The following is a 15,775-nucleotide window of genomic DNA, read 5'->3' as shown; positions in this document are numbered from 1 at the left end:
AAAGCACTGGCGCGCAAAACCGGTGCGCGCGGCTTGCGTTCCATTCTCGAACACGCCCTGCTGGATGTTATGTACGACCTGCCTAATCAGCAAAACGTGGTGAAAGTCGTGATTGATGAAAATACGATCACTAATGGTGCAAAACCTTTGCTGATTTACAGCGAAACACCTAAGGTATCCGGCGAAAACTAAGATTTCGCTGCATGCACGCAACAAAAAAGGTTTGAATCCTTAATTCTTGGCGGTACAATTTACCTCAATAAAAGAAGCAGGCTTCAATCGAAAAGCCACTCGCAGTCCAGGCTGTGCAGTGGCTTTTTTATTTGATGAATTAATAGATTCTTTTATGGCATGGCCGGTGCTTTTTAATTGAAGATGCCGATTCGCTATAATTAATTTTCGCGAATATTAATCTTCCGGTCTTGTGTTTTGGCGCGCACGTGCCAATATTGTGATACACGCTTTTTATAAGGTATGCCATGACAACTTCCAAACTGACCGAACAAACAACGCTGCCTTTGTTGCCCCTGCGTGATGTCGTCGTGTTCCCGCATATGGTGATCCCGCTGTTCGTTGGACGTCCGAAGTCCATCAAGGCGCTGGAAGCCGCCATGGAGCAGGGCAAGAGCATCATGCTCGCCGCACAGAAGGCCGCTGCAAAGGACGAGCCATCCGCGTCCGACATCTATGAAATCGGTTGCGTGGCGAACATCCTCCAAATGCTCAAGCTCCCCGACGGCACCGTCAAGGTCCTGGTCGAGGGTGCCCAGCGTGCGCGCATCAATCACGTCAGCGATGCGCCGGCGCACTTTATCGCGGACATCACGCCCATCATCTCCGAAGTCGGCGACGACTCCGAAGTCGAGGCGATGCGCCGCGCGATCGTCCAGCAGTTCGACCAGTACGTCAAACTGAACAAGAAAATCCCGCCCGAGATCCTCGCTTCGCTGGCAGGCATCGACGACGCCGGCCGCCTGGCCGACACCGTCGCCGCCCACCTGCCGCTCAAGCTCGAGCAGAAACAGGTCATCCTGGAGATCTTCAACGTCGCCAAGCGCCTCGAGCACCTGCTCGGCCAGCTGGAAGGCGAGCTCGACATCCTGCAGGTCGAGAAGCGCATCCGCGGCCGCGTCAAGCGCCAGATGGAAAAGTCGCAGCGCGAGTACTACCTGAACGAGCAGGTCAAGGCCATCCAGAAGGAACTGGGCGAGGGCGAAGAGGGGGCCGATATCGACGAGCTCGAAAAGAAGGTGATTGCCGCCAAGATGCCGAAAGAGGCACTGGACAAGGCCACCAACGAGATCAAGAAGCTCAAGCTGATGTCGCCGATGTCCGCCGAGGCGACCGTCGTGCGCAACTACATCGACACCCTGGTCAACCTGCCGTGGAAGAAAAAGTCCAAGGTCAACAACGACCTGGTCAATGCCGAGAAAGTGCTCGAGGGCGACCACTACGGCCTCGACAAGGTCAAGGAACGCATCCTGGAATACCTCGCGGTGCAGCAGCGCGTCGACAAGCTGAAGGCCCCGATCCTGTGCTTCGTCGGTCCTCCGGGCGTCGGCAAGACCTCGCTGGGCCAGTCGATCGCCAAGGCGACCAATCGCAAGTTCGTGCGCATGGCGCTCGGCGGCGTGCGTGACGAAGCCGAGATCCGCGGCCACCGCCGTACCTACATCGGCTCGATGCCGGGCAAGGTGCTGCAGTCGCTGTCGAAAGTCGGCGTGCGCAACCCGCTGTTCCTGCTCGACGAAATCGACAAGATGGGCGCGGACTTCCGCGGCGATCCGTCGTCGGCCCTGCTCGAGGTGCTGGACCCTGAACAGAACCACACGTTCTCGGACCACTACATCGAAGTCGACTTCGACCTGTCGGACGTGATGTTCGTGGCGACCTCGAACTCCTTCAACATCCCGCCGGCGCTGCTGGACCGCATGGAAGTCATCCGCCTGTCGGGTTACACCGAAGACGAGAAGACCAGCATCGCCCAGCGCTACCTGCTGCCGAAGCAGGTCAAGGCGAACGGCCTGAAGGAAGAAGAGATCACGGTGCACGAAAGCGCCGTGCGCGACATCATCCGCTACTACACCCGCGAAGCCGGTGTCCGTTCTCTCGAGCGCGAAATCTCGAAGATCTGCCGCAAGGTGGTCAAGATGCTGCTGCTGAAGAAGACCGAGAAGAAGGTCCTCGTCAACGCGAAGAACCTGGACAAGTTCCTGGGCGTGCGCCGTTACGACTTCGGCGTGGCGGAGAAGGAAAACCAGATCGGCCAGGTGGTCGGCCTTGCGTGGACCGAAGTGGGCGGCGACCTGCTGACCATCGAAGCCGTGCAAATGACGGGCAAGGGCGCCATCATCCGCACCGGTACGCTGGGCGACGTGATGAAGGAATCGATCGAAGCGGCGCGCACGGTGGTGCGTTCGCGTTCGGCACGCCTCGGCATCAAGGCCGACGTGTTCGAAAAGAGCGACATCCACATCCACGTGCCGGAAGGCGCGACGCCGAAGGACGGTCCGTCCGCCGGTATCGCCATGACGACCGCACTGGTGTCGGTATTCACCGGCATTCCAGTCCGCGCCGACGTGGCCATGACGGGCGAGATCACGCTGCGCGGCGAAGTGCTGCCGATCGGCGGCCTGAAGGAAAAACTGCTGGCGGCGCATCGCGGTGGCATCAAGACCGTGATCATCCCCGAGCAGAACGTCAAGGACCTCGCCGAGATTCCGGACAACGTGAAAAACAAGCTCGAAATCGTTCCGGTGCGCTGGATCGACAAGGTGCTTGAAGTAGCGCTGGAACGCCAGCCGGAGCCGGTGGTGGAAGCGACCCCGGTCGCCGTCACGGCCGCCTCGCAGTCCGACGGCCAGGTGGAAGTGGTCAAGCACTAAGTCCTTTAGTCGCGCAACCCAGACAAGCGCCCTCGAGGCGCTTGTTTGTTTTTGGCTTGACACATCAGATGGTGGCTTGTTTAATACGCGCTGCGCATTTTTGGCGCTTCTTTCCAGTAACGAGGACCATGTGAATAAAACAGAATTGATTGAAGAAATCGCCAAGTCCGCCGACATTACCAAGGCCTCGGCCACACGTGCACTCGATGCCATGATCGAAGCGGTCACCACCAGCCTGCAGAAGAACGACACCGTCACCCTGGTCGGCTTCGGCACCTTCTCGGTAGGCGAGCGCGCGGCCCGTACCGGCCGCAATCCGCGCACCAAGGAAGCCATCAAAATCGAAGCGCAGAAGGTTCCTAAATTTAAAGCTGGCAAAGCGCTGAAAGATGCAGTAAACTAATGGCCTTCGGCGTTGTGACAAACGCCGGGTATATTTGGAGTAGTTTGGGACGGGCGCTTAGCTCAGTTGGTAGAGCGGAGCCCTTACAAGGCTTAGGTCGGGAGTTCGACCCTCTCAGCGCCCACCACCAGGTATAGAGTTGTAATCGTGTTTTTTGGAGCGGTAGTTCAGTTGGTTAGAATACCGGCCTGTCACGCCGGGGGTCGCGGGTTCGAGTCCCGTCCGCTCCGCCAAAAAACACACAGTTAGGAGTGGTAGTTCAGTTGGTTAGAATACCGGCCTGTCACGCCGGGGGTCGCGGGTTCGAGCCCCGTCCACTCCGCCAAGAATTGGATAAGGATGGGTTGTCCTGCTAGGGCAGCTCCGCCGGAAAAAGAAAAAGGCGAACGCGAGTTCGCCTTTTTTTCTATGTGCATGTTGCATTTACCTTAATTTCGAAGTGGCTGATCCATGTTTGAATTTATTCGCACTCACAAACGCCTGATGCAGATCTTCCTGATGCTGCTGATCGTCCCGTCGTTCGTACTGGTCGGTGTCAGCAGCTATCAAAGCGGTGGCGACAACGCCAACGCGGTCGCCAACGTGGACGGCAAGAAGATCACGCAGCAGGAATGGGAAGAAGCGCAGCGCCAGCAGATGGATCGCTACCGCCAGATGATGGGCCCGCAGTTCGACCAGAAGGCGTTCGAAACGCCTGAGGCACGCCAGGCCATCCTCGACAACCTGGTTGCCGAGCGCGCGCTCGACGCGGAAATCAAACGCAATCACCTGACCGTCAACGACGCCACGCTGGCCCAGACCATCGCAGGCATCGACTCGTTCAAGAGCGCCGACGGCAAGTTTGACATGGAGCAGTACAAATCCGTGCTGGCATCGCAAGGCATGTCGCCGGCGATGTTCGACGCCCGCATGCGCCGCGACATGGCGCTGCAGCAGCTGAACAACGCAGTGCAGGCCAGCGCCATCGCGCCGCGCACCGTGGCCAAGCGCCTGTCGGACATCAACGACCAGCAACGCGAAGTGCAGGAACTGGTGTTCCCGGTCGCCGACTACATCGCGCAGGTCAAGGTCACCGACGACATGGTCAAGGCCTTCTACGACAAGAACGCCACGCTGTTCCAGGTGCCGGAACAGGTCAAGGTCGAATACGTCGTGCTGGACGCGGCCGCGGTCGAAGGCCAGGTCAGCGTCAGCGACGCCGAAGTGTCGGACTTCTACACCAAGAACCAGAAGCGCTACGCCAGCACCGAGAAGCGCACCGCCAGCCACATCCTGGTGAACGCGCCAAAGAGCGCCAGCGCGGCCGACAAGGCCACCGCCAAGCAGAAAGCCGAAGCGATCCTGGCCGAAGTACGCGGCGCGCCTGCGCAGTTCGCGGCCATCGCCAAAGCCAAGTCCCAGGATCCCGGCTCCGCCGAAATGGGCGGCGACCTGGGCGTTGTGGAGAAGGGCGCCTTCGTACCGTCGGTCGAAGAAGCCATCTACAAGCTCAAGCAGGGCGAGATCGGCAACCTGGTCGAATCCGAGTTCGGCTACCACATCATCACCGTCACCAACGTGACCCCGGCCGCCATCAAGCCGCTGGACGAAGTGAAGGGCGAGATCGCGGCAGAACTGAAGAAGGGCAAGATGTCGAAGAAGTTCTCGGAACTGGCCGAAGTATTCAACGACACCGTGTACGAGCAGGCCGACAGCCTGAAGCCGGTCGCCGACAAGCTGAAACTGACCGTCCAGACCGTCAACAACCTGTCGCGCAAGCCGGCGCCTGAACTGGGCGACGCACCGTACAACAACGCCAAGTTCCTGCAAGCGATCTTCTCGGACGACGCGCTCAAGAACAAGCGCAACACCGAAGCGGTTGAAGTAGCTCCTGGCACGCTGGCAGCCGGCCGCGTGGTCGAGTACAAGCCTGCGGCCAAGCGTCCGCTGGCCGAAGTCGATGCGGCGATCCGCCAGCGCGTGACGATGGAAGAAGCGGTCAAGCTGGCCCGCAAGGCCGGCGATGCGAAGATCGCTGCCGCCAAGGCGAGCGGCGACGCGGCAGGCTTCGGCGCGCCGACGACGGTATCGCGCACCACGCAGCCGACCATCAACCCGAAGGCGGCGATTGAAGTGGTCAAGGCCGACGTCAGCAAGCTGCCGGCCTACATCGGCGTCGAGCTGCCGGGCCAGGGTTATGGCGTGTACCGCATCGGCAAGGTGACCATGCCTGCGACCATCGACGCGGCTCGCCGCGCATCGGAAGCCGACCAGATCACCAACGCCGTCGGCCAGCAGGAGATGTATGGCTACATCGAAGCGCTGAAGCAGAAAGCCAAGGCGAAGATTTTGGTAGCCAAGCCGGCGGAGACGGATACCACGGTAAAGTAAGCATCCGGCGGTAGAAACAAAAAAGACCCGGTCATGGAAATGGCCGGGTCTTTTTGTATGTGGGATCAGTTAGTGGTGCGCATGGCGGATTGCGCCCGATGGGCTTATCCACGCCTACGGATGGTGATGACGCTCGGCGAATGCGCCCCTTGGGCTTATCCGCCCTTCTATGAACACTACGTTGTCAAGGGCTTTTCTCTCAAGTCCACCCATCTCCCGGCTGTATCGCTGATGTCAAAGAGGGGGTAATCCTTGACATCAGCGATACAGCCGTACACTGTCCGGCTTGGTGCAAAGGCACGCTCTACGCCTTTGCACCATGTCGACCAATCGTGCGTCTTGCTCGCCACGGATTTTCATCACGATGACTCTGTGATTCGGTACCCAAGCAACTGGTATGGCATTTTGAAGCTCTCGGTCTGCGACGTGAGACTTAGCTCACCACCTTCTATCCGCTGACGGCTTGGCCGCCTAGCCTGATACTGCATGCGCTTACGCTTAAGTTGACCGTGATGCGTACAGGCCCCATCTACTATTGGCGGTTGTCATGCAACCAGGGTGGAACACGGGCCTGTCTACTTCAAACTGCTCACTACCTTGCCAGACACCTTCTCACAACATCATCACCAAATCAAACAACGTGTCAGTGGGCCGCCGTCTTCAGCCTTGCCCCGTCGGGCACGACGTCATGCTCCAGATATCGCCACAATGCGATGACCAGGCGCCGTGCCACCGCGACGATGGCGATCCGTCGGCCGCGCTTGCTTTTGCTGCCGCCGGTGCGCTCCGCAAACCATCGGCTGATCGCACTCTCGGGCTGGTAGCGTAGCCAGAACCAGCTCATTTCGATGAGCAGCGATCGGACGCGTCGGTTACCCTGCTTGCTGATGCCCTGGTCAGCATGGCTGTTCCCGCTGTCGTAAGGCTGCGGGACTAGACCCACCGCAGCGCCAACCTGCCTTCGGTTTTCGAAGTTTCGCCAGAACAGTTCCAGCACCAGACGCTCGCTTCCCACATCACCGATTGCCCTGAGCCGCTGCAGCTTGCTCACCCGGTCCTGAACCGTCGCCGGCAGCTGCTTGAACCAGGACTTCTCCAACTCGTTGTACTGCTGCTCCACGAGCGCCATACGCTCGCATTCACGCAGCAGCCTTTCCAGCAGGTGCTGCGGCAAAGGGGAGCCGTCGTAGCAGCGTACCTTGCCTTGCTCAAGCCGCTGCTTGAAGTCCCCTGCAACGGCGGTCCAGCAGCCCACAGTGCGCAGCAGCTTGCGCATCCTGTCGCAGTGTTGCAGCACCTCTTTCTGCAGTTCGCCACGGTCGCGGGCCAGGTGCCGTTGCCCTTCGGCCTCCACCGGCGGGATCCGAATGATGCGCATGGCGTCTCGCTTGCCGCCCAGCCAGGCCCGCAGTGCGCTCACCAAGGCGATGGCGTCCAGCCGGTCAGTCTTTGCCCGGCGCGCGTGGCGCGCCACCTGAAGGCTCGCCGGATCGCATATCACGGCCTTCACTCCGAACTGTTCCAATGCCCGCGCTATCCAGAACCCGTCCTGGCCCGCCTCGAACAAAACCACCACTCTGACGTTCTCGGGCAGCCCCCACTTCTCCTTGCACCGGGCGATCTCAGCAAGCACTTGCCGCAGCCGTTGCATCGGTTCTTCCCCGTCCACAGTCCTGATCGCGGCGTTCTCGCGCTGACCGTCGTGGAGGGCGATCTTCCACTTCTTAGATGCAAGTTCGAGGGACACTGCCAAAATCAATTCGGCAGGCGTGAAATAATTTTCACGGGCTGGCATCATCTCGTTCTCCCTTAAAGATATTGGTGGAACTTTAACTTTAGGATGAATTTGAGATTATTGCTGGCCCGCCCTCCTCATACATAGTATCTACATGTTTTATCGAAGGGGCGTAGGGCGGATAAGCCCATCGGGCGCATCCGCCATGAGCCGCGACGCAAAGAGTGGCGTAGGGTGGAAAAGCCCGCAGGGCGCATTCCGCCATGTATGCGTTACGCCGACGGCGGATGCAAGCGCCGCGCCGCCGCCAGGAAATCGTCCTTCGAAATATCGCCCAGTTCCACGACTTCCGCCTTATCGAACTGGACGAAGTTCCGGTCGATCGACTTGAGGTAAGCCGGATCGTAATGCTCCGCCAGCAGCTGTGCCACCAGCTCGGGCATCCGCCCCGAATTGGCCATCCCATGCCAGCTGTCGATCTTCTCCCGCCCATGCAGCTTGACCAGGCAGTCGAGCTGCGCGTTGAGCATCTCCGGGCTCTGTGTAAAGTGCTCGTAGTCCTCCATCAACAGCCGCACGCGGTTCTCGCGCGACAGCGACAGCGACACGCACGGCGACTGCCGCATCTTCGCCATCACCGCATCGGGCACGCGCAGGTTGCCGACCTTCTTGCTCTCGGACTCGACGAACACCGGCAGCGAGGTATCGAAGCCGCGCAGCGTGTGCCATACCATCGACTCGAACATCTTCTGCGAAGGCTGCGGCTGGCTTGGCAGGTGTCCCAGCACCGAACCGCGGTGGGCCGCCAGCTGCTCCAGGTCGAGCACTTGTGCGCCGATCCCGGCCATCACCTCCAGCAGGCGGCTCTTGCCGCTGCCGGTGGTGCCGCAAATGACCTTGAACGTATGCGCAGGCGGCTCGGACAGCGCCTCGCTCACATGCGCGCGATAGGCCTTGTAGCCGCCATCTAGCTGCACCACCGGCCAGCCGATCTTGGCTAGGATGTGCGCCATCGATCCGCTGCGGTTGCCGCCGCGCCAGCAGTACACCAGCGGTTTCCACTCGCGCGGCTTGTCGAGCCACTTTTCCTCGATATGGCGCGCGATGTTCTTCGCCACCAGCCCGGCGCCAACCTTCTTCGCTTCGAACGGGTTGACCTGCTTGTACATGGTGCCGACGCGGATGCGCTCTTCGTCGTTCAGCACCGGGCAGTTGATCGCGCCGGGGATGTGGTCGAGCGCGTACTCCGACTCGCTGCGCGCGTCGATGATGCAGTCGAATTCGTCGAGCTGCGGGAGGACGTCGCGGAAATTCAATAATGCCGGATACTTCATCGCGCCTTAACCAGTTGCTGGAATTTCGGCCAGATGTTGGCCAGGATGATGGGATGCGCATCGGCGCTCGGATGCAGGCGGTCGGCCTGGAACATCTTCTGGTCGGACACGCCCTCCAGCATGAACGGCACCAGCGGCGCCTTGACCTGCGCCGACAGCCTGGCATACATATTGAAGAAGCTCTCGGTGTATGCACGTCCGTAATTGGGCGGCATGCGCATGCCCACAAGAAGGACCGAGGCCTCGGCCTTCTTCGCCATGTAGACCATCGTGCGCAGGTTGTCCTCGGCGGCGGGCACCGGCAGGCCGCGCAGGCCGTCGTTGGCGCCCAGCTCGATCACCACGACGTGCGGCTTGTGCTGCTTGAGCAGTGCCGGCAGGCGCGCGCGCCCGCCGCTGGTGGTCTCGCCGCTGATGCTGGCGTTGACGATGTTCGCGTCAATACGTTCCTTCTTCAGTTTCTGTTCGAGCAACGCCACCCAGCCGCTGCCCCGGTTCAATCCGTACTCCGCGGACAGGCTGTCGCCGAGCACGAGCACTGTTTTTGGTGCAGAATAGGCACTAGCAGAGGCGGCGAGAAGCAGCAGGCCGCAGATCCACGATTTTTTGAGAATAACAAGCATGCGTGACATTCCAGAAGCGATCAAGAGTTACGTTAGCAGCGCGGCCAGGCCGCAGCCCGCGATTGAAGTAGTTAATTTATCGAAGCGGGTGGCCGACGCCAGCGGCGAGCTCACCATTTTGCACAACGTCGATTTTACAGTGCAACCGGCCGAGACGCTTGCCATTGTCGGCGCCTCCGGCTCGGGCAAGTCGACCCTGCTTGGGCTGCTGGCGGGCCTCGACACGCCATCGACCGGCAAGGTGGTGCTCGACGGCAGCGACATCTTCGCGCTCGACGAGGATGGCCGCGCGCAGCTGCGCAAGGCCAAGCTGGGATTCGTGTTCCAGTCGTTCCAGCTGCTGGCGCACCTGAGCGCGCTTGAAAACGTCATGCTGCCGATGGAGCTGCGCGGCGATGCCGACGCCAGGGACAAGGCCACGGCGATGCTGGGCCGGGTAGGGTTGTCGAGCCGCCTGAAGCATTATCCAAAGTATCTGTCGGGCGGCGAGCAGCAGCGCGTCGCGCTGGCGCGCGCCTTCGTCACCGAACCGCCGCTGCTGTTTGCCGATGAACCGACCGGTAGCCTTGACGCCGCTACCGGCGAAGCGGTCATCCAGCTGATGTTCGAACTTAACCGCGAGCGCGGATCGACCTTGGTACTGGTCACGCACGATCCATCGATCGCGGCACGCTGCAGCCGCACCATCACGATTGCGGCAGGGCGCATCGTCTAGGGCGCTGCTCCACCATCCGGTTCAGCACACTGCGGATCGCCGCGGGCAGCTCGCCCGCGGTCAGCCCGATCGGCCCCGCGCCCTGCGCCACCAGCCGGTCCGCGGCTTCGCCGTGCATCCACACCGCCGCCAGCGCCGCGTCGCGCCCGGGCCAACCCTGCGCCAGCAGGCTGCCGCACAACCCCGCCAGCACGTCGCCGGTGCCCGCGCTGGCCAGTCCCGGATTGCCGGTCGGGTTGATCGCCGCTTCGCCATCGGGCATGGCGATGATGGTCCCCGAACCCTTCAGGATCACGTAGGCATCGTAGCGCGCTGCGATCTCGCGTGCGGCAGCCAGCCGGTCTCCCTGTACCACCGCGGCCGTCACGCCAAGCAGGCGCGCCGCTTCCAGCGGATGCGGCGTCAGCAGCGCGATGCCGCTGCGGGCCGCAAGCCGGACTTGCAGGTCGGGGCTGGCAGCGACCAGGTTCAGCGCATCGGCGTCCAGCACCAGCGGCTCTTCGCCATCGAGGGCTTTCGCGAGGATGCGGATCGCATTGGCCGAGTCGCCCATGCCCGGGCCGGCGACAATGGTGGTACCGGCCGTGCCCAGGCTCGCCGCGTCGCGGAACATCAGTTCGGGCTGTACGGGATCGTAAGCAGGCCCCTGGTCGATGGCCGCGACGAAGACCCGGCCCGCACCGGAATACAGCGCCGCCCGCGCGGCAAGGATCGGCGCTCCGGACATGCCATGCGCGCCGCCGACCACCGCCACGTCGCCGAAGCTGCCCTTGTGCGAACTATGCGCGCGCGGCACGAAGGCGAATTCGAACAGCGACGGATCGTTGAGGTGCACGCTGGCAGCGGGCAGCAAGGCGTCGTCCACGCCAAGGCGCGCTAGCGCCACCTGACCCGCGTGGTCGCGGCCGGTGAAGGTGTGCAGCCCCGGCTTGTCGCCGATGAAGGTGATCGTGTGGCTTGCCACCACGGCGATGCCGTCCGGCCCGATGACGGCGCCGGTGTCGGCATCGAGGCCGCTCGGCACGTCCAGCGCGAGCACCGGGCATTCCATCGCATTGACTTCCTCCACGATGGTGCGCGCCGCGCCGACAATCGAGCGGGCCAGTCCGATGCCGAACAGTCCGTCGACGACCAGCGCCCACTTTTCGTCGGGCGGGATCGCATCGGCGAAACTGGCGGTGCCGGCGCGCGCGCGTGCCAGCGCCTGAGCGGTCTCCGGCGCGGACGGTGCGGCGCTGGCGATATGGATGATCGATACGTCGATGCCCGCCTGCGCCAGGTTGGCGGCCACCTCAAGCGCATCGCCGCCGTTGTTGCCGGGCCCGGCAAGCACCAGCACCGGCCGCGGCGGCACCGAAGCGCTGCCTGCCGTTGCGCCAACCAACTCGATGGCGAGGCGCGCGGCTGCCTGTCCGGCCCGCTGCATCAGGCTGCCCTGCGGCAGGAAAGCCGCGGCTGCCTGTTCGGCCTGGCGGATTTCCGCAACACTGAAGAGTGCTCCCATTGATACCTCCGAATTGGTTGCCGCCGTTCAAACCTTTATTTTTCCATAAAACTCCGCGTCCGCCACTACAATATGCACTCAAACGGAACAGCGGGGGATACGCATGGATTGGCAATTCTGGATCGACCGGGGCGGAACATTCACGGATATCGTGGCGCGCCAGCCCGACGGCCGCATCGTGACCCACAAGCTGCTGTCGGAGAACCCGGAACAGTACCGCGACGCGGCCGTGGCCGGCATCCGCCACCTGCTCGGACTGGCCGAGAGCGATTCGATCCCGGTGGCGTCGGTCGAAGCCGTCAAGATGGGCACCACGGTGGCCACCAACGCGCTGCTGGAGCGCAAAGGCGAACGCACCGCGCTGGCCATCACGCGCGGCTTCCGCGACGCGCTGCGCATCGCCTACCAGAACCGTCCGCGCCTGTTCGACCGCCACATCGTGCTGCCCGAGCTTTTGTACAGCCACGTGATCGAGGTCGACGAACGTATGGGCGCGCACGGCGAGGTGGTGACGGCGCTCGACGAAGCGTCCACCCGCGCCGGCCTGCAGGCAGCCTTCGACAGCGGCCTGCGTTCGCTCGCCATCGTGTTCATGCACGGCTACCGTTTTACCGCTCATGAAGCGGCGACAGCCCGCATCGCGCGCGGGATCGGCTTCACCCAGGTCTCGGTGTCGCACGAAGTCAGCCCGATGATGAAGCTGGTCGCGCGCGGCGATACGACCGTGGTCGACGCCTACCTGTCGCCCATCCTGCGCCGTTATGTCGACCAGGTGGCGGGACAGATGCCGAATGTGAACCTGCAGTTCATGCAATCCAACGGCGGCCTGACCGACGCGCGTGCCTTCCAGGGCAAGGACAGCATCCTGTCCGGCCCCGCTGGCGGCATCGTCGGCATGGTGCGCGCCAGCCAACTGGCCGGATTCGAGCGCGTGATCGGCTTCGACATGGGCGGCACCTCGACCGACGTATCGCATTTCTCGGGCGAGTTCGAACGCGTGTTCGAGACCCAGGTGGCCGGCGTGCGCATGCGCGCTCCGATGATGAGCATCCATACGGTGGCCGCCGGCGGCGGTTCGATCCTTCACTTCGACGGCAGCCGTTACCGCGTCGGACCGGACAGCGCGGGCGCGAACCCGGGGCCGGCCAGCTACCGCCGCGGCGGACCGCTGGCGGTCACCGACTGTAACGTCATGCTCGGGAAAATCCAGCCGGAGCACTTCCCCAAAGTGTTCGGGCGAGAAGCGAACGAAGCGCTCGACGTGGAAGCCGTACGCACAGCATTCGAAGCGATGGCGCGCGACATCGGCGCCGCCACGGGCAGCACCCCGCTGCCGGAGCAGGTTGCCGAAGGCTTCATCCAGATCGCGGTCGGCAATATGGCCAACGCCATCAAGCAGATCTCCGTGCAGCGTGGTCACGACGTGACCGAGTACGCGCTGACCAGCTTCGGCGGCGCGGGCGGCCAGCACGCCTGCCTTGTGGCCGACGCATTGGGCATGAAGACGGTCTTTATCCACACACTGGCGGGCGTGATGTCGGCCTACGGCATGGGCCTCGCCGACCAGACCGCGATGCGCGAAGCTGCGGTCGAACAGCGGCTGGACGACATGGAGCAGACCGTGCTTGACGCATGGCTTGCGGCATTGGGACAGGCCGTTACCCAGGAACTGGAAGCGCAAGGCGTGGCGCCCGAGCGCATCGAGCTGGTTCGCCGCGTGCACTTGCGCTACGAAGGGACGGACTCGGCCATCATCGTCCTGTTTGGCGACCACGCCGGCATGAAGGCGCAGTTCGAGACCGCGTACAAGAAGCGCTTCTCTTTCCTGATGCCGGCCAAGGCGCTGGTGGTGGAAGCCGTTTCCGTCGAAGCGATCGGCAAATCCGACGCCCCGGCCGAAAGCTTTGCCGACGCGCCGGTGCGCAGCACGGCATTGGTGCCGCGCGAGACCGTGCGCATGTTCGGCGGCGACAAATGGCATGACACTGGCCTGTTCAAGCGCGCCGACATGCGTCCGGGCGACCTTGTCAAAGGCCCGGCCATCGTCGCCGAGGACAATTCGACGACCATCGTCGAACCGGGCTGGCAGGCGCAGGTAACGACGGCAAACCACCTTGTCCTGACCCGCGTCGAAGCGCTGCCCGAACGCCGCGCTATCGGCACCACCGCCGATCCGGTCATGCTCGAGATCTTCAACAACCTGTTCATGTCGATCGCGGAGCAGATGGGCCTGCGGCTGCAGAACACCGCCTACTCGGTCAACATCAAGGAGCGCCTCGACTTCAGCTGTGCGCTGTTCGACGCCGACGGCAACCTGATCGCCAACGCGCCGCATATGCCGGTGCACCTCGGCTCGATGGGCGAGAGCATCAAGACTGTCATGCGCGAGAATGCAGGCAAGATGCGGCCCGGCGACGTATTCATGCTGAACGACCCTTACCACGGCGGCACCCACCTGCCTGACGTGACCGTGATCTCGCCGGTGTTCGACGAAGCCGGCAAGGACATTCTCTTCTACGTGGGTTCGCGTGGCCACCACGCCGACATCGGCGGAACAACGCCAGGTTCGATGCCGCCGGATTCGGTGACCATCGACCAGGAGGGCGTCCTGATCAACAACTTCAAGCTGGTTGACGGCGCCAACGGACTGCTGCGCGACGCCGAAACGCGCGCCCTGCTGGCCGGCGCGCGCTACCCTGCGCGCAATCCGGACCAGAACATGGCCGACCTGCGCGCGCAGGTAGCCGCCAACCAGAAGGGCGTGGACGAACTGCGCAAGATGGTCGCGCACTTCGGCCTCGACGTCGTCCAGGCGTACATGGGCCACGTGCAGGACAATGCCGAGGAAGCAGTGCGCCGCGTGATCACCGCGCTCAAGGACGGCGACTACACCTGCCAGCTCGATAATGGCGCCCGGATCGAGGTGGCGATCAAGGTCGATCACGCCAGCCGCAGCGCCACCATTGACTTCACCGGTACCTCGGGCCAGCTCGAGAACAACTTCAATGCGCCATCCGCGGTATGCATGGCGGCGGTGCTGTACGTGTTCCGCACGCTGGTCGATGACGAGATTCCGCTGAACGCGGGCTGCCTGAAGCCGCTGCACGTGATCATTCCGCCCGGGTCGATGCTCAACCCGCACTATCCGGCGTCTGTCGTATCGGGCAACGTCGAGACCTCGACCTGCATCACCAATGCGCTATACGGCGCGCTGGGCGTGCTGGCGGCGTCGCAGGGCACGATGAATAACTTCACCTTCGGGAACGCCAGGTACCAGTACTACGAAACGATTTCGGGCGGTTCCGGCGCTGGGGAAGGCTTCGACGGCACCGACGTGGTTCAGACCAACATGACCAACTCGCGACTGACGGACCCGGAGATCCTCGAGTTCCGCTTCCCGGTGCGGCTGGAGAGCTACGAGATCCGCCACGGCTCGGGCGGGGCAGGGCGCTGGCATGGCGGTAACGGCGGCGTGCGCAAGGTGCGCTTCCTCGAACCGATGACGGCGGCGATCCTGTCCAACAACCGCATCCACGCGCCGTTCGGCATGGCCGGTGGCGGCGAGGGTGCGAAGGGCGTCAACACGGTGGTACGCGCGGACGGACGTATCGAACACCTTGCCCACATCGGCAAGACCGATATGCAGGCAGGCGACGTGTTCGTGATCGAGACGCCTGGCGGCGGCGGTTATGGCGAGCGTGAAGCATGATGATTCGCGCCACCATCGAGGACCACTGGGAAGCGCTCAGGGAGATCCGCCTCGCGTCGCTGCTCGACGCGCCGACGGCGTTCGGCGTAAGCCACGCATCGGCCCTGGAGTTCAGCGAGGGCGACTGGCGCAGCCGCGCGGCGAACCGCGGCAAGGCTGAATTCTTCCTGGCCTTCGCAGATGGAGCAGCGGTCGGCATCGTGGCCAATGTATTGAGCGATGCGTCGGAACTGAACCTGATCGCGATGTGGGTCAGGCCGGGATACCGTGGAACCGATGCGGCCTCCGGTCTTGTCGATGCGGTCAAGAATAGTGCGGTGTTAAGAGGCCACCAACGCGTCGTGCTCGACGTGTCGCCTGAGAACGCAAGGGCCGCGTCGTTCTATCGCAAGCAGGGGTTTTCGTTTCTACCGGAATGGGAACCGCTTGCCACCCATCCTCACATCACGGTGCAAAAGATGGAGTGGAGGGCGACTGCACCATCGTGACTGTGATTT

General features: G+C 62.7%; 10 protein-coding genes, 3 tRNA genes and 1 pseudogene. 10 read left to right on the top strand and 4 right to left on the bottom strand.

Annotated features, from left to right (window positions below; genetic code table 11):
- From D3872_RS07305 to D3872_RS07275, 7 genes and pseudogenes are all read left to right on the top strand, one after another.
- Nucleotides 1–192 (top strand): annotated as a pseudogene (locus D3872_RS07305) (ATP-dependent Clp protease ATP-binding subunit ClpX); the annotation flags it as partial.
- A gap of 287 nt (nucleotides 193–479) precedes the next feature.
- A complete protein-coding gene (gene lon / locus D3872_RS07300; protein WP_119810156.1) occupies nucleotides 480–2,885 on the top strand; it encodes an endopeptidase La in 2,406 nt (801 codons plus the stop codon).
- Nucleotides 2,886–3,015: 130 nt separating this feature from the next.
- Nucleotides 3,016–3,288, top strand: a complete 273-nt coding sequence (gene hbs / locus D3872_RS07295; protein WP_119810158.1) for a non-specific DNA-binding protein Hbs — start codon at nucleotides 3,016–3,018, stop codon at nucleotides 3,286–3,288.
- Nucleotides 3,289–3,339: 51 nt separating this feature from the next.
- Nucleotides 3,340–3,415, top strand: a tRNA-Val gene (locus tag D3872_RS07290).
- Nucleotides 3,416–3,444: 29 nt separating this feature from the next.
- Nucleotides 3,445–3,521: transfer RNA gene (locus D3872_RS07285), tRNA-Asp, on the top strand.
- Between the two features lie 15 nt (nucleotides 3,522–3,536).
- Nucleotides 3,537–3,613: transfer RNA gene (locus D3872_RS07280), tRNA-Asp, on the top strand.
- A 125-nt stretch (nucleotides 3,614–3,738) separates the two neighbouring features.
- The gene (locus D3872_RS07275) at nucleotides 3,739–5,658 is read left to right on the top strand and encodes a SurA N-terminal domain-containing protein (protein ID WP_119810155.1); all 1,920 of its coding nucleotides are present in this window, start codon (nucleotides 3,739–3,741) and stop codon (nucleotides 5,656–5,658) included.
- Between the two features lie 643 nt (nucleotides 5,659–6,301).
- Here the strand turns inward: D3872_RS07275 and D3872_RS07265 are convergent.
- From D3872_RS07265 to D3872_RS07255, 3 genes are all read right to left on the bottom strand, one after another.
- Nucleotides 6,302–7,456 carry an IS110 family RNA-guided transposase gene (locus tag D3872_RS07265; RefSeq protein ID WP_441295138.1) on the bottom strand — a complete coding sequence of 385 codons (1,155 nt, stop codon included), beginning with the start codon at nucleotides 7,454–7,456 and terminating at the stop codon, nucleotides 6,302–6,304.
- 209 nt (nucleotides 7,457–7,665) lie between these two features.
- Nucleotides 7,666–8,727 (bottom strand): tRNA 2-selenouridine(34) synthase MnmH, encoded by a 1,062-nt coding sequence (mnmH, locus tag D3872_RS07260; RefSeq protein ID WP_119810153.1) that lies wholly within the window; start codon nucleotides 8,725–8,727, stop codon nucleotides 7,666–7,668.
- Complete coding sequence (locus D3872_RS07255; RefSeq protein ID WP_119810152.1) at nucleotides 8,724–9,350, bottom strand: arylesterase; 627 nt, start codon at nucleotides 9,348–9,350, stop codon at nucleotides 8,724–8,726. The genes mnmH and D3872_RS07255 overlap by 4 nt, the downstream gene beginning before the upstream one ends.
- On the opposite strand from D3872_RS07255, the gene D3872_RS07250 reads away from it, so the two are divergent.
- A complete protein-coding gene (locus tag D3872_RS07250) occupies nucleotides 9,349–10,065 on the top strand; it encodes an ABC transporter ATP-binding protein (protein ID WP_119810151.1) in 717 nt (238 codons plus the stop codon). The genes D3872_RS07255 and D3872_RS07250 overlap by 2 nt on opposite strands.
- Here D3872_RS07250 and D3872_RS07245 read toward each other — a convergent pair.
- On the bottom strand, nucleotides 10,037–11,569 hold the full coding sequence (locus D3872_RS07245) for an NAD(P)H-hydrate dehydratase (RefSeq protein ID WP_119810150.1): 1,533 nt from the start codon (nucleotides 11,567–11,569) through the stop codon (nucleotides 10,037–10,039). The two genes, D3872_RS07250 and D3872_RS07245, sit on opposite strands and share 29 nt — an antisense overlap.
- A 103-nt stretch (nucleotides 11,570–11,672) precedes the next feature.
- Here D3872_RS07245 and D3872_RS07240 point away from each other — a divergent pair, with 103 nt between their 5' ends.
- Nucleotides 11,673–15,278 (top strand): hydantoinase B/oxoprolinase family protein, encoded by a 3,606-nt coding sequence (locus tag D3872_RS07240; RefSeq protein WP_119810149.1) that lies wholly within the window; start codon nucleotides 11,673–11,675, stop codon nucleotides 15,276–15,278.
- Nucleotides 15,275–15,766, top strand: a complete 492-nt coding sequence (locus D3872_RS07235) for a GNAT family N-acetyltransferase (protein ID WP_119810148.1) — start codon at nucleotides 15,275–15,277, stop codon at nucleotides 15,764–15,766. The genes D3872_RS07240 and D3872_RS07235 overlap by 4 nt, the downstream gene beginning before the upstream one ends.
- The last annotated feature ends 9 nt before the right edge of the window (nucleotides 15,767–15,775 follow it).

It is taken from the genome of Massilia cavernae (genome assembly GCF_003590855.1).
Classification (GTDB): domain Bacteria; phylum Pseudomonadota; class Gammaproteobacteria; order Burkholderiales; family Burkholderiaceae_D; genus Telluria_A; species Telluria_A cavernae.
Note: the sequence above shows the minus strand (reverse complement) of the source record. Positions and strands in the feature narration are given on the sequence as shown.